Below are 17,685 nucleotides of genomic sequence, written 5' to 3' on the forward strand. Positions count from 1 at the left end.
GATCTAGGGGTCACATCCGGGATTCTCCCGATAGCACCGAGGGTTCGAGAGCCGCAGTATGAGAGGTGACTGCCCGATTCTCAAAGGAGAGGCATGGCGATTATGGCTGGGGTACCGCAAACCCCTGGGCCGGGACAGGTGCCGCCAGCTCATCTGCGCGTCACCCACCAGGACCGAGAGCACGTGGTCGAGCACGTCAAGGCCGCCTACGCGGAGGGCCGCTTCGACAAGCTCGAGTTCGACGACCGGCTGGAGCGCGCGATGACGGCGCGCACGCACGGTGACCTGATGCCCATCATGACCGAGCTGTACGGCGCCCAAGCCGTGCCCCGGCTCGCCCCGATTCCGTCCCCGGTCCGCCCCGAGCGGGCGCCGGAGAGCAACGAACGTCTCGCCGCCGCGGTCGGCCACCTGCTGATGGTCGTCGGCATCCCGATCGCCGGCCCGCTGATCCTGCTGCTCACCGGCGCCAAGACGTCGCCCTACATCCGCAGGCAGGCGCTCGAGGCACTCAACTTCCAGATCACGGTGGTGGGGGCCACGGTGCTCCTGCCGTTCACGATCATCGGTGTCGTGCTGCTCCCGTTCATCTGGGTCGCCGCCGTCGTCCTCTCCATCGTCGGCGGCGTCACGTCCCTGACGGAGGGCAACTTCCGCTACCCGATGACGCTGCGGATGGTGAAGTGACTCCACCCGCCACTACTGCTCGGGACCCACACGAGCCTGGCCTGATCTAGCTGAGCCCAGGCCACGGACCGCACCTAGTTGAGCCTCGTTGGAGTGGCGCCCGAGTTGGGGCCTGATACGGGGCGAGTGGTGGTTCGGTGTGGTGACCGTGCCTCGCCTGGTGCGGGTGGGGGGAGTGGATCGAGCATGGGGGAAGGGGCGTGGAGCTGCGGCCAGGGGCAGAGGGGCGGTGGGCCGAGGTCACCGTTGAGCCGGGTGCCCGCGCTGACGACACGCTGAGCAGCCGCATGGTTCAGGCGCAGCGAGGGGAGGGCAGCGGGGAAGGCATCGGGCAGAGTTCCGGGAAAGGCGCTGGGTGGGGTCCGGCCAAGGTGCCAGGGGATCCCGGGCAGGGGTCCGGGGAGGCGCCGGACAGGGTTCCAGGAAAGGCACCGGGCGGGGTTCCGGGGGGTGCCGGGCTGGGTGCCAGGAAAGGCGCTGGGTTGGGGTCCAGCCAGGGTGCCGGGGGGATAGCGGGCAGGGTTCCAGGAAAGGCACCGGGCGGGGTTCCGGGGGTGCCGGGCTGGGTGCCAGGAAAGGCACCGGGCTGGGTGCCAGGAAAGGTGCTGGGTGGCGGTTCGGGCAGCGTTCCGGGCGGGGGTCCGGGGAGGCACCGGGCGGGGTGCCAGGAAAGGCGCTGGACAAGGGGTCGGGCGGGATTCCGGGGAGGGCACCGGGCCGGTTCCGGGAGGGCACCGGGCCGGTTCTGGGAGGGCGCTGGGTGGGGTTTCCGGGAGGGTGCCGGGGAGGCGCCGGGCAGGGCGCGGTTAGCGGGAGAGGACCTCGTACTTGACGCGCATGACGCCGGCGCTGGTGTTGCCGATGGCGGCGAAGGCGGCTTCGGAGAGGTCGAGGCAGCGGCCGCCCACGTACGGGCCGCGGTCGTTGATGCGGACCGTGACAGATTCGCCGGTGCCCGGGTTGGTGACGCGGACCTTGCTGCCCAGGGGGAGGGTCTTGTGGGCGGCGGTCATGGCCGAGGGATCGAAGCGTTCGCCGCTGGCCGTCATCTGGGGGTCGCCGTAGTAGGAGGCGCCGCAGGTGCCGGATGAGAGTACGCGGGTCTTCGGCTTGTGGACCGGGGACTTGGTGGCCTTGGTAGGCGTGGACGACGCGGTCCCGGGGGTTGAGCGCTTGGTCGCCACGGGCTTGGCGGTCGGTCGGGAGGAAGCCGCGGTCGGGGAGCCGGTGGTGTTCGGCTGGGCGGCCGCTGGGGATTTGGTGGGCTTCGGGCGGGCCGCCGGGGGCTTGGGGAGCGGTGCGGGCGACTGGGGGGTCGCCTGGCGCGCGGCCTCGTTCAGGGGTTTGGCCTGGAGCGGCGTGGGCGCGGCCGAGGGGTGGTTGGGGGAGCCGGTGGTGTCCATGGCGGCCCAGGCGGCGGTGGAGGCGGCGGCCACGACGGCGGCGCCGGCCGCGATGGTGGTCCAGCGGCGCTTGCCTGTGATCAGTTTGCGGTACGAAGGGGTCGGCTTGAGGGAATGCTGGCCCAAGGTAAACCACAGTCCTAGTTAGGGGATAGGGCAGGGAAAGGCCAGGCCGGAGGGGGTGGAGGGCGTACGGCGGCCGATCCGGAGGCGGGGAGGGGGATCCCGCGCAGTGAGGACGAACATATGCGACAAAGCCCGAGTAAAGGCAACTTAATGCGACAGTCAGTGACATATCTCACTTAAGCCGCAAGATTGCTAAGAACGCCCAGCGTACGCCGTGGATCTTTGGGGTTCTGGGAAACGCGAGAAAGCGGGCTTGATCGGCAAATGGTGCAGCTCGGGTGGGGTGGTACGCCGAGTGTCCGGGTGATCAAGCCGTCGGGCCTGCGTGGATTTGTTCTTCGATGGTGTGCGGCTTCCTGATTTCAGGAAGACCGGCTACAGCATCAAAGAGCGCACGGTGTCGACCGTGTCGGCGTCCTCGACGCGCTTGTCCGGGCGGTAGCGCAGGACCCGGGCGAAACGGAGGGCCATGCCGCCGGGATAGCGAGGGGAACGCTGGACCCCGTCGAAGGCGATCTCCACCACCAGCTCCGGCCGTAGCGTGACCGTCCAGTCGTCGGTGGGCCCCTCGGCCAGCTCCAGGAAGCGCTCGGTCTGCCAGGCCAGCAGTTCGTCCGTCAGGCCCTTGAACGTCTTGCCGAGCATCACGAACCCGCCCGAAGGGTCACGCGCGCCGAGGTGGAGGTTGGAGAGCTTGCCCTCGCGCCGCCCATGACCCCATTCGGCGGCCAGGACCACCAGGTCGAGGGTGTGGCGCGGCTTGACCTTGATCCATCCGGCGCCCCGGCGACCGGCGGCGTAAGGGGAGGCCAGGGACTTGACCACCAGGCCCTCGTGGCCCGCCTTGACCACATCGGTGAAGAACTTCTCCGCCTCGGCCAGATCCCCCGTCACCAGCCGAGGCGTCAGCAGCCCCTGGGGGACCGCGCGGGCGAGGGCCTCCTGGCGTTGCGAATAGGGCAGGTCGAGCAGGTCGGCGCCGTCCACCCGCAGGGCATCGAAGAAGAACACGCTCAACGGCGTCTGCTCGCGCAGCTGGGCGACGTTGGTCTTGCTGGTGGCGCGGCTCGCCGTCACCTGGAACGGGTGCGGCCGCCCGTCGGGACGCAGCGCGATCACCTCGCCGTCCAGCACGAGATCGTCGTACGGCATGTCGAGCACGGCCTCGACCAGCTCGGGAACCTGGGGTGTGATGTCGTCGAGCGTACGCGTGAAGACCTTGACCTCCGAGCCCGAACGGTGGGCCTGCACCCGCATGCCGTCGAGCTTCCACTCCAGCGCCGCTGGCGCGCCGGCCTTCTCCAGCGCGGCGGCCACGTTGGGCGCGCTGCCCGCCAGCATGGGCGAGACCGCCTGCCCCACCTGCAACCGGAACGCGCGCAGCGCCTCGACCCCGCCGCTCAATGCGGCCGCCCCGACGGCGGGAAGCCAGCCGCGCAGCGTGAGCGCGCGGCGCACGTCGGCCGACGGCGCGCCGGACGCCTTGGCCACCGCCTCGACCATGACGCCGTCGAGCGCGCCCTGCCGCAGCTCGCCGAACAGCAGCCGGCGCATGAACTGCTGCTCCTGGCTCGTCAGCCCCGCGAACAGCTCGGCCACCAGCGCCTTGCGCGCAGCCTGCGAGCCTGCCCCGGAAACCGCCTTGATCCTGCTCAGCAGCTCGTCGACCGCGGTCAGCGTGGCGGTGGCGGCCAGCTTGGGCTGGGGGATGTCCTCCAACGTGCGCCAGCCCACGCCCACCTGCCGCTGGGGCAACTCGCCCGAGAGGTACGAGATCGCGATCTCCGCCTCGTCTGGGCCGACCCGGCCCAGCAGCTCCGCCAGATGGCCCACCTTGCCGAGCCGAGCGGACGTGCGCGCCACCGCCTCGGAAACCCGGACCACGTCGATCAGAAGCACACGCCTATGTTGCCTCACGATGCCGACATTTCCCCACCCGATATCGACCAAGTGTCTGCCTTGTTCCCGGCACGGCCCCTCGTGCGGTTGCTCCCCTTTGGGATCGTCGCGCGGACTTCGCAGGTGGGCTCGGGGTTGGGAGGGGTGGGGCGGGCCGGTTTGGAGGGGTGGCCCGCCCCGGTGGAGCGGGTGTTAGCTGACGCCGAGCAGGTCGACGACGAAGATGAGCGTCTCGTTCGGCTTGATGCGCGCGCCGGCCCCCCGGCTGCCGTAACCGAGGTGCGGCGGGATGACGAGCTTGCGGCGCCCGCCGACCTTCATGCCCGCGACCCCCTGGTCCCAGCCCGCGATGACGCGGCCCCCGCCGAGCGGGAACTCGAACGCGTCGCCGCGGTTCCACGACGCGTCGAACTCCTCACCGGTCGAGAAGGCCACGCCCACGTAGTGGACGCGTACGTTGTGGCCGGGCTTGGCCTCCGGGCCGTCGCCCACGGTCAGGTCGACGATCTCCAGGTCGGCGGGCGGGTTGCCCTCGGGAAAGTCGATCTCGGGCTTTTCGAGTGCCACGAAGTGCTCCTGTTGATGATTGCTGACAATGAGACCCGACGACTCTATGCGGTCGGGATATCGTCATCGTTCATGACCGCCCTTTCTCCGGATGGGATCCTGCTCACCGGGCGCGTCGCCGTGGTCACCGGGGCGGCCAGGGGCATCGGGCTGGCGATCGCCGAGACGTTCGCCGCGTTCGGCGCTCACGTCGCGGTGTGCGACCGTGACAAGCCGCGGGCCGAGCTGGCGATGAAGCTCGACGTACGCGACCACGTGGCGGTGGAGATCTTCGCCCAGGCCGTCCGTGAGCGGTGGGGCCGCGTGGACGTCCTGGTCAACAACGCGGGCGGCACCTTCCACGCGGCGTTCGCCGACACCTCGCCGCGCGGCGAGCAGATCCTCGTCGAGGAGAACTTCACGCAGGTCACCGGCATGATCAGACGGCTGCTGCCGATGATGTCGCCGGGCGCGTCGATCATCAACGTGACCTCGAGCGAGGCCCATCAGGCGGCCCCGGGGTTCGCGGTGTACGCGGCGATGAAGGCCGGTCTGGAGAGCCTGACGAAGACGCTCGCCCTGGAGCTGGCCCCCAGGGGCATCCGGGTGAACGCGATCGCGCCCGACGCCCTGCGGACCGAGGGCGAGTCGGGCGTGCGCGAGCGCATGCTGGCCCGCCCCCTGCCCTACGACCCGGTACGCGTACCGCCGCTCGGCCGGCTGGGCGGCCCCGAGGAGGCCGCCGGCGCGGCCGTGTTCCTGGCCAGCGACCTGGCCAGGTTCGTCACGGGGGCGACGCTGCACGTGGACGGCGGCATCCACGCCGCCGGCGGCTGGCGCCGAACCTGAGAGCCCGAGGTCACCAGCTCTGGTGCAGCGGCATCCCCTCGGCGTAGCCGGACGAGCTCTGGATCCCGACCACCGCCTGCGCGTGGAACTCCTCCAGGGTCGAGGCCCCCGCGTACGTGCAAGCCGAGCGCAGCCCCGCCACGATGCCGTCGATCTGGTCCTCCACGCTCGGCCGCTTCGGGTCCAGATACATGCGGGAGGTCGAGATGCCCTCCTCGAACAGCGCCTTCCTGGCCCGCTCGAACGCCGAGTCGTCGGCCGTCCGCAGCCGCACGGCCCGGGCGGAGGCCATGCCGAAGTTCTCCTTGTACTTGCGCCCGTTCGCATCGGTGTGGGTGTCGCCGGGCGACTCGTACGTCCCCGCGAACCAGGAGCCGATCATCACGTTGGACGCCCCCGCGGCCAGCGCCAGCGCCACGTCGCGCGGATGGCGCACCCCGCCGTCCGCCCAAACGTGCCGGCCCAGCCGGCGGGCCTCGGCCGAGCACTCCAGGACGGCGGAGAACTGCGGCCGGCCCACCCCGGTCATCATCCGCGTGGTGCACATCGCGCCGGGCCCGACCCCGACCTTGAGGATGTCGGCCCCGGCGTTCACCAGGTCGCGCACGCCCTCGGCCGTCACCACGTTGCCCGCCACGACGGGCACGGCGGGGTCGAGGGCCTTGACGGCGCGCAGGGCCGAGATCATCTTCTCCTGGTGGCCGTGCGCGGTGTCCACGACCAGGCAGTCGATCCCGGCGTCGAGCAGCTCCTTGGCCTTGGCGGCCACGTCGCCGTTCACGCCGACCGCGGCCGCGATGCGCAGCTGCTCCTGCGCGTCGACCGCGGGCTGGTAGAGGGTGGCGCGCAGCGCGCCCAGGCGGGTGAGGATGCCGACCAGCCGCCCGCCGGGATCGACGACGGGGGCCAGGCGGTGGCGGCCGCCGTGCAGCCGTTCGAAGGCCGCGCGCGGGTCCAGCCCGGCGGGCAGCGTCAGCAGCTCGCTCGACATGACCTGCGAGAGCTGGGTGTACATGTCGACGCCCTGGCAGTCGGCGTCGGTCACGACCCCGACCGGCCGGTTGTCCCAGTCGACCACGATGATCGCGTCGTGCGCCCGCTTGGGGAGCAGTTGCAGCGCCTCGCCGACGGTGTCGTGCGGGGTGAGCGTGAGCGGCGTGTCGTGGACGAGGTCGCGTTTCTTGACCCAGTCGACGACGTCGGTCACGACGTCCAGCGGAATGTCCTGCGGGATTACGGCGATGCCGCCCCGCCGTGCCACGGTCTCGGCCATGCGACGGCCGGCGACCGCGGTCATGTTCGCCACGACGACGGGAATGGTGGTGCCGGTGCCGTCATTCGTCGAAAGGTCGACTGCGAGCCGCGAACCGACCGCGGATCGCGACGGAACCATGAACACGTCGCTATAGGTCAGGTCGTAATGAGGCTCGAGGTCGTTGAGAAACTTCACGTTCATTCATCTTATGCGGTGACCGCACATTGAGGGGTTTCCCCCGTTGGATGGGGCTTATGATCGGCCGGGACACTTTTGGGGGAGGGAGGGCCCTGTGGACGTCACCGAACGGGGCGAATTGATCGTGGTCGGCTTCGCCGTACGCACCACCAATGCCGATGAGATGGACCCGTCGCGGGCGAAGCTGCCCGTGCTCTGGCAGCGGGCCGGCGCTCCGGGGGCTTTCGCGCACGTGCCGGGACGGGTCGACGAAAACCTGTACGCGGTGCTGACCGACTACGAGAGCGACCATCACGGCGCCTACACGCAGATCGTCGGCACCGGCGTGCGCACCGTGCCGCGGTTGCCGGAGGGCATGGTGGCCGTGCGCGTGCCGGCGGGCCCGTCGCTGCGGCTCGAGGTCCGCGGCCCGATGCCGCAGGCCCTTGTCGACATGTGGCAGCAGGTGTGGAAGCACACCGAGTCAGGGGGTACGCCGTCCCGCGCGTTCACCACTGACCTCGAGGTCCACCACCCGGAGGGCGTGGACCTCTACCTGGCCGTCTAGAGACCGAGCGCGGCGGCCGCCGCCTCGACGGCCGCCGGCTTGACCTCCTCGACCGGCAGGTGCGCATATTCCACCGAACAGTCGGACATGCCGCCCAGCGCCACCGTCGCCCGGATGTGCTGCGCCTGGGTGAGCTCCGGGCCGAGCAGCAGCGCGATGATCTGCCGCCGCCAGTCGAACATGCGGGTGCCGAGGTCGAGGAAGCCCAGCACGGACAGCTCCCGCACCATCATCGTGGTCACCTCGCGGTGCCGCCAGATCAGCTCGAAGTAGTCGTCGAGCAACTGCCGGGCGTCGCCGGGCCGCCGTGTCGCGACGAACCGCTCGATGTCCTCCACCATCGGCTGGACGATGCTGCGTACGAGGTCGTCGCGCGAGGCGAAGTGGTAGTAGAGCGCGGGCTTGGTGATGCCCAGCCGGTCTGAGATCTGGCGCAGGCTCGTGTTCTGAACGCCCTGCGAGACGAACAGCTCGCGGGCCACCTCCTGGATGCGCGTCCGCGTGTCACTGGGCATGGCTGAAGAATACCCCTTACCTATCGTTAAGTAAGCTGCTAGCCTGGGACTTACCAACCGTTAAGTAAGGAGGAGGTCATGCGGGTTCTCATCTCCGGAGCGAGCGTCGCGGGTCCGGCCCTCGCGTACTGGCTCACCAGGTACGGCTTCGCCGTCACCGTCGTCGAACGGGCCCCGGCGCTCAGGAAGACCGGCGGCCACGCCGTCGACCTGTTCAGGCCGGCGATGGACATCGTCGAGAAGATGGGCCTGCTGGAGCGGGTCACGGCCAGGAAGACCGGCATCGAGCGGCTCACGCTGTACCGGGAGGGCGAGTCGCGGCCCATCGAGCTGGAGCTGCGCCGCGTGATGAGCGCCGTCTCCGACCGGCACGTCGAGATCATGCGCGACGACCTGAGCGAGATCTTCTACGACGCCACCCGGAACGACGTCGACTACGTCTTCGGCGACTCCATCGCCTCGATCTCCGACAACGGCGAGGTCTCCTTCGACAGTGGCAGGACGGGCACGTTCGACCTGGTCGTCGGCGCCGACGGCCTGCACTCGAACGTCCGCCGCCTGGTCTTCGGCCCCGAGTCGGACTTCACCACGTGGATCGGCGCCTATCTCGCCGTCGTCTCGGTGCCCGACCGCCTCGGGCTCCACGGCCGGACGGAGGTCATCGCGGGGGCGGGCCGGATGGTCGGGATCGGTTCCGTGCACGAGGACGACGCGCGGGCGGTGTTCCTGTTCAGGACGCCGCGGCAGCTCGACTACCACCACCGCGACGTCGCCCGGCAGAAGGAGCTGCTGCGCGAGCACTTCGACGGGATGGGCCGGGAGGTGCCGCGGCTGATGGCGGAGCTGGACCGCACGCCCGCCTTCTACTTCGACTCGATCACGCAGCTGCGCATGGACACCTGGTCACGCGGCCGGGTGACGCTCGTGGGCGACGCCGGCTACTGCCCCGGTCCCGCCGTCGGCGGGAGCACGAGCCTGGCGGTCGTCGGGGCGTACATCCTGGCGGGCGAGCTCGCGACCTGCGGCGGCGACCACACGCGGGCCTTCCCCGCCTACGAGGCCGAGATAGGCGATTACGTGCGCCGCAGCCGTACGTTCGCCATGAACGCGGCCAAGAAGATCGTCCCCGGCAGCCGGTTCGACCTGTGGGCGATGGCCGCGATGGTGCGGCTGATCAACCACCTGCCGGTCGCGCTCACCACGGCGGCCGCCAAGATCAGCAGCAAGGGCGTGCGGCTGCACGACTCGATCGTGCTGAAGGACTACGCGAGCACCCCCTGGTCGCGGAGTTTGTCCGCCTCCTCCTGAGACAGCCCCCACCCCGAAAGGTCGGTGAGGCGGGTGGCGGGGGAGAGGTCCGGCGGGGGCGCGCCGAGCAGGCGGGGCGCGGGCACCGGCTGGGTGACGCCGCCGATCTCGACGAAGGAGCCCCTGGCGGTGTTGTGCGGGTGGTGGGGGGCCTCGGCCATGGACAGGACGGGCGAGACGCACGCGTCCGAGCCCTCGAACAGCGCCTCCCACTCGGCCCGCGTACGCTTCCCGAACTCCTCGGCCAGGCGGGCCTTCAGCGCGGGCCACTGCGTCCTGTCGTTCCTGTCGGGCAGGTCGGTCAGCCCCATCAGGCTCACCATCGCGTCCCAGAACTGCGGCTCCAGCGAGCCCACGGCCACGAACTCGCCGTCGGCCGTCTCGTACGTGTCGTACTGCGGGGCGCCGGTGTCGAGCAGGTTGGTGCCGCGGGGCCCCCAGTAGCCGCTCTGCGCCGCCTGGTAGAACATCGAGAACAGGATCGCCGCCCCGTCCACCATGGCCGCGTCGATCACCCGCCCCTTGCCGGTGCGCTCCCGCTCGAACAGGGCGAGCAGCACCCCGTACGCCAGCATCAGCCCGCCGCCGGCGAAGTCGCCGAGGATGTTGATCGGCGGGGTCGGCGGGCCGCCCTCGCGCCCCAGCATCGACAGGACGCCGGAGATCGCGACGTAGTCGATGTCGTGGCCGGCCGTGGACGCGAGCGGCCCGTCCTGGCCCCAGCCGGTCATCCGGCCGTAGACCAGCCGCTCGTTCACCGCGTGGAGGTCGCCGGGGCCGATGCCGAGCCGCTCGGCCACCCCCGGGCGGAACACCTCGATCACGACGTCGGCGTGCCGCGCGAGCTCCTTGAACGCGGCCACGCCCTCGGGGGACTTCAGGTCCAGCCCGATCGTGCGCTTGCCGCGGTCCATGACATCGCCGCGCGGCCGGTCGGAGACCGCCTTGACCCGGTCCACGCGCAGCACCTCGGCGCCGTGGTCGGCCAGCATCATCCCGGCGAACGGCCCAGGTGCGAGCCCTGCGAGCTCCAGTACGCGTACCCCGGCGAGCGGGCCGCTGTGAACTTCAGGCATCTCCCCAGTAGAACAACCTTCGGTGATCTATCGCAAGCGGCCTTCGCGACCTTCCGGCGAAGAGGTGGGAGGTATGGGAAACTTGCCCACTGTGTTCGGGTGGTCAACAGGGGTAGGACATGGTTTCGGATAGCAACCGGCTCATCGCGGGACGCTACCAGTTAGTACGCGAACTGGGCCGCGGGGGCATGGGCGTCGTCTGGGAGGGGCAGGACACCCTGCTCAACCGGCAGGTCGCCATAAAGGAGGTGCTGCTGCCCGACGGGCTGTCGCCGGGCGAGCAGGAGCGCCAGCTTTTAAGGACCGCCCGTGAGGCCCGCACCGCGGCCAAGCTGAGCCATCCGTCCGTCGTCGCGATCTACGACGTCGTCGAGGAGGGCGGCCGGCCGTGGATCGTGATGGAGCTGCTGCGCCATCCCACGGTCGAGGAGGTCGTGCTCACCTCCGGCGCGCTCCCGGTGCGGGAGGCGGCCGAGCTGGGCCGGCAGGTGCTGTCCGCGCTGCGCTCTGCCCACGAGGCGGGCATCCTGCACCGCGACGTCAAGCCGAGCAACATCCTGATGGCCGAGGACGGCCGGGTCGTGCTCATGGACTTCGGCATCGCCACCGCCGAGGGCGACCCGTCGCTCACCAAGACCGGCATGGTCACGGGCTCGCCGAGCTTCCTCGCTCCCGAGCGGGTCCGCGCCGAGCACGCGGGACCGCCTTCCGACCTGTGGTCGCTCGGCGCCACCCTGTACGCGTGCATGGTGGGCCGCTCGCCGTTCGAGCGGGGCGACCCCATGTCGACGCTCAACGCGCTGCTCAGCGAGGAGCCCGACTACCGCAGGATCCCGCCGATCATGCATCCGATCCTGCGCGGGCTGCTGCGGAAGGAGCCGGAGCAGCGGGTCGACGCCGCGGAGGCCGACCGGCTGCTGCAGGCCATCCTCACGGCCAAGCCCGCGAGCGCCGACCGGGACGTGCCGGAGCGGAAACCGGGCGGCGGCCGGGGCCGGGCCGTGCTCGCGGCGGCCGCGGCGGCGGTCCTGGTGATCGCCGGCGGCTCGGTGGCGTACTTCAAGCTCGCGTCCCCGGCGGAGGGCGCCCCGCGGCAGACCGCTCAGCCGGCCGCCGCGACCCGCCCGCTCACGCCGACGGCCACGGACACGTCGGAGCCGAGCACGACACCCACCCCGACGCCCAGCGTGACCAGGGCCGTCCCGATCGTGCGGGCGTGGAAGTCGCGGGACGGCTGGTCCATCATGCGGCCCACCGGCTGGCGCGGCGCCCTCAAGGAGGCCTACACCGAGTGGACGCGCCGGGACCGGAACGCGCATCTCGGGGTGGAGGCCGTCTACTCCTCCGTCGACCCGCACCAGCTCATGCGCGACGCGCAGGAGACCGTCGCCCAGAACGCCCAGGACGTGGTCAACCGCGGCCGCAGGGTGGTCGTGCACCAGGGCACGAAGGCCGTGGAGTGGGAGTTCTCCTGGACCGCGGGCACCGGGGGCGACGCCCCGTGGGCCACGCCGGGCACCCGGTACCACGAGGTGCGGCGGGCCGTCGCGGTCGGCAACACGGCGTACGTCCTGTCCTGGACGGTCAACGAGGCCCAGTGGATGCGTAACAGGGGACTGATGCGGCAGGTGATCAGCAGCTTTACTGTGGGGGCATGAGCCCCTGGAACCTGCTCGCGCTGCCCCCGCTCCCCGAAGAGCTCATGCGCCACCTGCTCGCCCCGCTGGGCGACCAGGTGACCGTACGCGTGCCCGCGACCCGCGACAGGGACGCGCTCCTGGCCGCGCTGCCGGAGGCGGAGATCGTGCTCGGCGACTGGACGGGCACGCTCGCGATGGACGCCGAGGCGGTCAAGGCCGCGCCCCTGCTGGCATTCGTGCAGCAGCCGTCCGTGGGCGTGGACGGCCACGACCTCGACGCCCTGGCGGCGGCCGGGGTGCCGCTGGCCAACACGCCGGGCGTCAGCGCGGTGGCGGTCTCGGAGTGGTGCCTGGCCGCCACGTTCTCGCTGTCGCGCAAGCTGGGCGCCGCCGACGCCGCCGTACGCGCGGGGGAGTGGCCGCAGCAGGGCCTGCAGCCCTACGAGCTACGAGGTCGCCGCGTCGGCATCGTCGGGTACGGCCCCATCGGCGCCACGTGCGCGGAGATGTTCCGCGCCCTCGGCTGCCACGTCTCCTACTGGACCCGCACGCCGCGCGCGGACCCCGGCTTCACGGACCTGCCGGAGCTGGTCTCCTCCAGTGACGTGCTCGTCGTGGTGATCGCGCTGTCCGACGAGACCCGGAGCCTCGTCGACCCCGGCCGCATGAAGCAGGGCGCCCTGCTCGTGAACGCCGCGCGGGGCGGCGTGGTGGACCAAGCGGCCCTCGTCACGGCCCTGCGCGAGGGCCACCTGGGCGGCGCGGCGCTCGACGTCTTCGACGTGGAGCCGCTGCCGGCGGACGACCCGCTGAGGGACCTCCCGAACGTCTTGCTGTCGCCGCATGTCGCGGGCGTCACGCCGGAGGCCACGGGCCGTCTGCTCACGGCCACTCTGGACAATCTCGCCGCCGCCGTCGAGGGCCGCGAGGTGCATAACGTGCTCAATGCCGCAAGCTCCACGATCCGCAGAAAGTTTACGCAATCGCCTACCACGTAGGCATTTCACCTGTCACTATGAACAGTTTTCGTGTCTTTAACGACCCCGGTCTATTCGAGGTCGCTCACGGGAGATACCTTCTTACGGACGATCTCTACCAGCTCAAGGGGGTGCTTGCCGTGCCGACGAAGATGTCGACACACCAACGGGCAGTAGAGCAGATCCGGCAGTCGTACGCCGAGATCCCGGGCGGTGCCGCCCCTCGCCTGGCCAAGTCCACGTCCAACCTGTTCAGGTTCCGCGACGGGGGTAGGACGGCCAAGCTCTCGGCGAGGGATCTCGACGAGGTCATCAGCGTCGACCCTGAGACCATGACGGCCGAGGTCCAGGGCATGACGACGTACGAGCACCTGGTGGACGCCACGTTGCCGTACGGGCTCATGCCGTACGTGGTGCCGCAGCTCAAGACGATCACGCTGGGCGGCGCCGTGACCGGGCTCGGCATCGAGTCCACGAGCTTCCGGGACGGTCTGCCGCACGAGTCGGTCGAGGAGCTCGAGATCCTCACCGGTGACGGGCGCGTCGTCGTGGCTCGCGACGACAACGAGCACCGGGAGCTCTTCCGCGCGTTCCCCAACTCCTACGGCACGCTGGGCTACGCGCTGCGCATCCGGATCAAGCTCCGCAAGGTCCAGCCGTACGTGCATCTCACGCACGTCAAGTTCACGGACGCGGCCAAGTGCATGCTGGCCCTGCAGGAGATCTGCGACAGCATGGTGCACGACGGGGAGAATGTCGACTTTGTCGACGGCGTCTACTTCAACCCGGGGGAGATGTACATCACGGTCGGCCGGTTCGCCGAGCGCGCCCCCTATGTCTCCGACTACACGGGGATGCGCATCTACTACCAGTCCATCACGCAGCGCAACCGCGACTGGCTGACCGTGCGCGACTACCTGTGGCGCTGGGACACCGACTGGTTCTGGTGCTCGCGGGCGTTCGGCGTGCAGCAGCCCGTCGTACGCTCCCTCATGCCACGCCGCTGGATGCGCTCCGACGTCTACCGTCGCCTGGTGGCGCTGGACAGGAAGTACGGCGTGACCGCCCGCATCGACAGGTGGCGCGACCAGCCCGTGCAGGAGTCCGTGATCCAGGACGTCGAGGCTCCGGTCGAGCGGGGGGCGGAGTTCCTGGAGTTCTTCCACGACAAGGTGGGCATGACACCGGTGTGGATGTGCCCGCTGCGTGCGAGCTCGCGCTGGCCGCTCTACCCTCTGGAGCCGGGCAGGCTCTACGTCAACTTCGGATTCTGGGGCATGGTGCCGTTGCCGCGGGGGCAGTTCGACGGCTACTACAACCGGCTGATCGAGCACGAGGTACACCAGCTCGACGGTCACAAGTCGCTCTACTCGACCTCGTTCTACGCTCGCGAGCAGTTCTGGCAGCTGTACAACGGCGACGCCTACTGGCCTGTCAAGCGGGAATACGACCCGAACGGTCGCCTGCTTGACCTCTACGAAAAATGTGTAGCGGGAAGGTGAGCTGTGGCGCTGGCAACCATCTTTGAGAAAATCGTCGGCACGGGAGCGAACGTCGCGTTCCAGGCGTACGACGGCAGCAAGGCAGGGCCGGACGGGGCGGACCTGGCCATCGAGGTCAAGTCGCCGATCGCGGTCGCGTACATGGCACAGGCGCCCGGCGAGCTGGGCCTGGCCAGGGCGTACATCTCCGGCCACATCGACGTGCACGGCGACATGTACACCCTGCTCGACCGCATGTGGAACATCACCACCAACGACCTGACCACCCAGGAGAAGATCGCCGCCGTGCGTGCCCTGGGCGTCAAACCGCTCCTCATGCGGGTGCCGCCGCCCCCGCAGGAGATGCGTCAGAGTGCCCTGGCCAAACTGGGCTCCCGCCACGCCAAGCAGCGCGACGCCGAGGCCATCCACCACCACTACGACGTCTCCAACCGCTTCTACGAGTGGGTCCTGGGGCCGTCCATGGCCTACACGTGCGCCGTCTTCCCCTCGGAGGAGGCGACGCTCGAGGAGGCCCAGTACGCCAAGTTCGACCTGGTGGCCCGCAAGCTCGACCTCAAGCCGGGCATGCGCCTGCTGGACGTCGGCTGCGGCTGGGGCGGGATGGTCATGCACGCCGCCAAGCACTACGGCGTCAAGGCCCTCGGCGTGACGCTGAGCCGCCAGCAGGCCGAATGGGCCCAGAAGGCCATCGCGGACGCGGGCCTGCAGGACCTGGCGGAGGTCCGCTTCATGGACTACCGCGACGTCAAGGAGTCGAACTTCGACGCGGTCAGCTCGATCGGCCTCACCGAGCACATTGGCAAGGCCAACGTCCCGTCGTACTTCGAGTTCCTGTACGGCAAGCTCAAGCCGGGCGGCCGGATCCTCAACCACTGCATCACGCGGCCGACCGGCAAGGAGAAGACGTTCAACAAGGGCGGCTTCATCAACCGGTACGTCTTCCCCGACGGCGAGCTGGAGTCGGTCGGCTGGCTGGTCAGGCAGATGGAGGACACCGGCTTCGAGATCCGCCACGAGGAGAACCTGCGCGAGCACTACGCCAAGACGCTGCGCCACTGGTGCGACAACCTCGACGCCAACTGGTCGGACGCGGTCGAGGAGGTCGGCATGGGCACGGCCCGGGTGTGGGCCCTGTACATGGCGGGCTGCATCGTGGGCTTCGAGCGCAACAAGGTCCAGCTCCACCAGGTGCTGGGCGTCAAGCTCGACAAGAACGGCCGCTCCAGCGTCCCCCTCCGTCCGTCCCTCAACTGGCCCTGAGGCACGGCCTTCGCCTTGGGAGGCGCTGCAGCGCTCAGCCAGCGCCTCCCAAGGCCCCGGCCCGAATCGATCCCCAGAGCGTCGCACCCGCACGGTGACGTCTTCCGCCTGATGGCTAAGATCCGCGCATGTCCCGTTTCGAGGTGGCCACCCTGGTCCTCGCGCCACCGCCGGTCGTCTTCGATGCGTCCTTGTCGGTCGAGCTGCACGCCTCCTCCATGCGCGCCTCGCGCGAGCAAGCAGTCGCAGGGGTCACTTCCGGACAGCTGTCCCTGGGCGATCAAGTCACGTGGCGAGCGCGGCACTTCGGCCTCACCTGGCACCTGACCTCGACGATCAGCGCCTACATCCGCCCCTCGTACTTCGTCGACGAACAAGTAAGCGGCCCGTTTCGGTATTGGCGCCACGCGCACACCTTCGAACCGACACCCGACGGTGACAGCGGCGTCGAGGCGACCCTCATGAAAGACGTCGTCGATTTCGCCGCGCCCGCTGGTCCGTTGGGCACTCTCGCCGAGGCTCTCGTCCTGCGGCGTTACCTGACCACGCTGATCCTGCTGCGTAACGCGCACATCAAGGAGATGACCGAAACCGCCATGCAGTGACAACCCCGTCGGCTCCAGGGGCGGCGGCCTCCCGGCCACCTCGTGCGGAAGGCATCACAAGGTGGCGAGGTCGACGGCTTGCGCGATGGCGCGGTAGCCGGCGTCGTTGAGGTGGATGCCGTCGCCCGAGTCGTACTGCGGCCGTACGGAGTCGGGGTCGTCGGGGTGCCGGACCACGGCGTCGAAGTCGACGATGTGGTCATAGGCGCCGCCGGTGCGGATCCAGTGGTTGACCTCGTCGCGTACGGCCTCCGCCGCCGGGCTGTAGGCGAGGGCGGCGCCCTTCATGGGCATCAGAGTGGCGCCGATGACCGTGACGCCTCTGGCGCGGGCGGCCTGGATGAGCTGCTTGTGGCCGTCGATGATCTGGGCGGCGGTCGCCTGATGGGGTTTGTTCCATTCGGCGAGGTCGTTGACGCCCTGCATGACGATGACCGTGCGGACACCGGACCGGTCGAGGACGTCGCGCTGGAAGCGGGCGAGTCCGTTCTGTCCGTACTCGGGGGAGTCGGTCAGCAAGCGGTTGCCCCCGATGCCGGCGTTGACCACGCCGAGGGATCGGCCGTCAGCGGCCAGGCGCTCGGCGAGGCGATCGGGGTAGCGGTTGTCGGCCCCGATAGTGGAGCCGACGCCGTCGGTGAGGGAGTCGCCGAAGGTGACCGCGGAGCCGGTGCGGCGCGGGGCGGCGACGTCGATGCCGGTCAGGTAGTACCAGGAGTTGCTGGTGTCGGCGAACGCGCTGCCTGCGGTGTCGGCGAGGTGGTCGCCGGTGGCCCGGTAGGAGGTGGCCTGGGCGAAGTGATGGAAGGTGGCCGGCCCGGTGGGCCGGGTGAAGCGCAGGGTCACGGCGAGCTTGTCCAGCGGGCGGACCGGGAGGGGCACGGGATCGCTGAGGCGTTCGCGGCCCGGCGGGATGACGGCGCCCGGGCGGCCGGCGAAGGTCAAGGAACGCGGACGGCCCGTGGCGGCTCCCTGGAGGGCCCCGGCGATCGCGGCTCCGTCGACGGTCAGTGGAGCGGTGCCGTAGACGTTGGAGAGCTTGACGCGTACGGAGGTTCCGCCGGTGCTGACGCGGACGACTTGACGCAGGGTCTCGGGGGTCTGGCGGGCGAAGCCCTCCTGGGACCAGTTGGTGCCGTACCAGGGCGTGCTGGCGGTGGCTGGTTGGGCGGCGCTTCCCCAGGCTGCGGCCCACCGCTGGTCCGCGGCTTGGGCGGGGGTGACGGCCATGGTCAGGGCGAGGGCGGCGGCCAGGGCGGGGACGGTGAGGTTACGCATGACGCTGTCGC

Annotated in this window: 16 protein-coding genes; 9 read left to right on the forward strand and 7 right to left on the reverse strand. The window is 70.1% G+C overall.

Annotated elements, in window-relative coordinates; genetic code table 11:
- Window positions 1-93: 93 nt before the first annotated feature.
- Window positions 94-687, forward strand: coding sequence for a DUF1707 and DUF4870 domain-containing protein (locus ACFKCF_RS31355; protein WP_394498861.1), 594 nt, complete (start codon window positions 94-96; stop codon window positions 685-687).
- An 806-nt stretch (window positions 688-1,493) separates the two neighbouring features.
- Here the strand turns inward: ACFKCF_RS31355 and ACFKCF_RS31360 are convergent.
- The 3 genes from ACFKCF_RS31360 to ACFKCF_RS31370 all read right to left on the reverse strand — a co-directional run bounded on the left by ACFKCF_RS31360 (window position 1,494) and on the right by ACFKCF_RS31370 (window position 4,682).
- Window positions 1,494-2,216, reverse strand: a complete 723-nt coding sequence (locus tag ACFKCF_RS31360; RefSeq protein ID WP_394498862.1) for a septal ring lytic transglycosylase RlpA family protein — start codon at window positions 2,214-2,216, stop codon at window positions 1,494-1,496.
- A 375-nt stretch (window positions 2,217-2,591) separates the two neighbouring features.
- On the reverse strand, window positions 2,592-4,115 hold the full coding sequence (locus ACFKCF_RS31365; RefSeq protein WP_394498863.1) for an ATP-dependent DNA ligase: 1,524 nt from the start codon (window positions 4,113-4,115) through the stop codon (window positions 2,592-2,594).
- Between the two features lie 192 nt (window positions 4,116-4,307).
- The gene (locus tag ACFKCF_RS31370) at window positions 4,308-4,682 is read right to left on the reverse strand and encodes an FKBP-type peptidyl-prolyl cis-trans isomerase (RefSeq protein WP_394498864.1); all 375 of its coding nucleotides are present in this window, start codon (window positions 4,680-4,682) and stop codon (window positions 4,308-4,310) included.
- A 72-nt stretch (window positions 4,683-4,754) separates the two neighbouring features.
- On the opposite strand from ACFKCF_RS31370, the gene ACFKCF_RS31375 reads away from it, so the two are divergent.
- A complete protein-coding gene (locus ACFKCF_RS31375; RefSeq protein WP_394498865.1) occupies window positions 4,755-5,510 on the forward strand; it encodes an SDR family NAD(P)-dependent oxidoreductase in 756 nt (251 codons plus the stop codon).
- Between the two features lie 10 nt (window positions 5,511-5,520).
- Here ACFKCF_RS31375 and ACFKCF_RS31380 read toward each other — a convergent pair whose 3' ends face one another.
- Window positions 5,521-6,960, reverse strand: a complete 1,440-nt coding sequence (locus ACFKCF_RS31380; protein ID WP_394498866.1) for a GuaB1 family IMP dehydrogenase-related protein — start codon at window positions 6,958-6,960, stop codon at window positions 5,521-5,523.
- A 97-nt stretch (window positions 6,961-7,057) separates the two neighbouring features.
- Between ACFKCF_RS31380 and ACFKCF_RS31385 the strand changes: the two genes are divergently transcribed.
- Entirely contained in the window at window positions 7,058-7,510 is a 453-nt protein-coding gene (locus ACFKCF_RS31385) for a GyrI-like domain-containing protein (RefSeq protein WP_394498867.1), read from the forward strand.
- On the opposite strand, the gene ACFKCF_RS31390 is transcribed toward ACFKCF_RS31385, so the two are convergent.
- The gene (locus tag ACFKCF_RS31390) at window positions 7,507-8,025 is read right to left on the reverse strand and encodes a TetR/AcrR family transcriptional regulator (RefSeq protein ID WP_394498868.1); all 519 of its coding nucleotides are present in this window, start codon (window positions 8,023-8,025) and stop codon (window positions 7,507-7,509) included. The genes ACFKCF_RS31385 and ACFKCF_RS31390 overlap by 4 nt on opposite strands.
- 78 nt (window positions 8,026-8,103) lie before the next feature.
- On the opposite strand from ACFKCF_RS31390, the gene ACFKCF_RS31395 reads away from it, so the two are divergent.
- Complete coding sequence (locus ACFKCF_RS31395; protein ID WP_394498869.1) at window positions 8,104-9,333, forward strand: FAD-dependent monooxygenase; 1,230 nt, start codon at window positions 8,104-8,106, stop codon at window positions 9,331-9,333.
- Here ACFKCF_RS31395 and ACFKCF_RS31400 read toward each other — a convergent pair.
- Window positions 9,288-10,409 (reverse strand): CaiB/BaiF CoA transferase family protein, encoded by a 1,122-nt coding sequence (locus tag ACFKCF_RS31400; protein ID WP_394498870.1) that lies wholly within the window; start codon window positions 10,407-10,409, stop codon window positions 9,288-9,290. The genes ACFKCF_RS31395 and ACFKCF_RS31400 overlap by 46 nt on opposite strands.
- A 119-nt stretch (window positions 10,410-10,528) precedes the next feature.
- On the opposite strand from ACFKCF_RS31400, the gene ACFKCF_RS31405 reads away from it, so the two are divergent.
- The 5 genes from ACFKCF_RS31405 to ACFKCF_RS31425 all read left to right on the forward strand — a co-directional run bounded on the left by ACFKCF_RS31405 (window position 10,529) and on the right by ACFKCF_RS31425 (window position 16,396).
- Window positions 10,529-12,067 carry a serine/threonine-protein kinase gene (locus tag ACFKCF_RS31405; protein ID WP_394498871.1) on the forward strand — a complete coding sequence of 513 codons (1,539 nt, stop codon included), beginning with the start codon at window positions 10,529-10,531 and terminating at the stop codon, window positions 12,065-12,067.
- Window positions 12,064-13,047, forward strand: a complete 984-nt coding sequence (locus ACFKCF_RS31410) for an NAD(P)-dependent oxidoreductase (RefSeq protein ID WP_394498872.1) — start codon at window positions 12,064-12,066, stop codon at window positions 13,045-13,047. The genes ACFKCF_RS31405 and ACFKCF_RS31410 overlap by 4 nt, the downstream gene beginning before the upstream one ends.
- 131 nt (window positions 13,048-13,178) lie before the next feature.
- A complete protein-coding gene (locus ACFKCF_RS31415) occupies window positions 13,179-14,528 on the forward strand; it encodes an FAD-binding oxidoreductase (protein WP_394498929.1) in 1,350 nt (449 codons plus the stop codon).
- 3 nt (window positions 14,529-14,531) lie between these two features.
- A complete protein-coding gene (locus tag ACFKCF_RS31420; RefSeq protein WP_394498873.1) occupies window positions 14,532-15,791 on the forward strand; it encodes a class I SAM-dependent methyltransferase in 1,260 nt (419 codons plus the stop codon).
- Window positions 15,792-15,919: 128 nt separating this feature from the next.
- A complete protein-coding gene (locus ACFKCF_RS31425; protein WP_394498874.1) occupies window positions 15,920-16,396 on the forward strand; it encodes a cyclase in 477 nt (158 codons plus the stop codon).
- Between the two features lie 54 nt (window positions 16,397-16,450).
- Here ACFKCF_RS31425 and ACFKCF_RS31430 read toward each other — a convergent pair whose 3' ends face one another.
- A complete protein-coding gene (locus ACFKCF_RS31430; RefSeq protein ID WP_394498875.1) occupies window positions 16,451-17,674 on the reverse strand; it encodes an SGNH/GDSL hydrolase family protein in 1,224 nt (407 codons plus the stop codon).
- Between the last annotated feature and the right edge of the window lie 11 nt (window positions 17,675-17,685).

Source organism: Nonomuraea sp. JJY05 (genome assembly GCF_043496855.1).
GTDB lineage: Bacteria > Actinomycetota > Actinomycetes > Streptosporangiales > Streptosporangiaceae > Nonomuraea.

Excerpts from the sequence above, each read along its gene's own strand:
- ACFKCF_RS31375 (WP_394498865.1), top strand. The coding sequence starts at position 4,755 with ATGACCGCCCTTTCTCCGGATGGGATCCTGCTCACCGGGCGCGTCGCC.
- ACFKCF_RS31395 (WP_394498869.1), top strand. The coding sequence starts at position 8,104 with ATGCGGGTTCTCATCTCCGGAGCGAGCGTCGCGGGTCCGGCCCTCGCG.
- ACFKCF_RS31410 (WP_394498872.1), top strand. The coding sequence starts at position 12,064 with ATGAGCCCCTGGAACCTGCTCGCGCTGCCCCCGCTCCCCGAAGAGCTC.
- ACFKCF_RS31355 (WP_394498861.1), top strand. The coding sequence starts at position 94 with ATGGCGATTATGGCTGGGGTACCGCAAACCCCTGGGCCGGGACAGGTG.
- ACFKCF_RS31415 (WP_394498929.1), top strand. The coding sequence starts at position 13,179 with ATGTCGACACACCAACGGGCAGTAGAGCAGATCCGGCAGTCGTACGCC.
- ACFKCF_RS31390 (WP_394498868.1), bottom strand. The coding sequence starts at position 8,025 with ATGCCCAGTGACACGCGGACGCGCATCCAGGAGGTGGCCCGCGAGCTG.
- ACFKCF_RS31425 (WP_394498874.1), top strand. The coding sequence starts at position 15,920 with ATGTCCCGTTTCGAGGTGGCCACCCTGGTCCTCGCGCCACCGCCGGTC.
- ACFKCF_RS31400 (WP_394498870.1), bottom strand. The coding sequence starts at position 10,409 with ATGCCTGAAGTTCACAGCGGCCCGCTCGCCGGGGTACGCGTACTGGAG.
- ACFKCF_RS31405 (WP_394498871.1), top strand. The coding sequence starts at position 10,529 with ATGGTTTCGGATAGCAACCGGCTCATCGCGGGACGCTACCAGTTAGTA.
- ACFKCF_RS31430 (WP_394498875.1), bottom strand. The coding sequence starts at position 17,674 with ATGCGTAACCTCACCGTCCCCGCCCTGGCCGCCGCCCTCGCCCTGACC.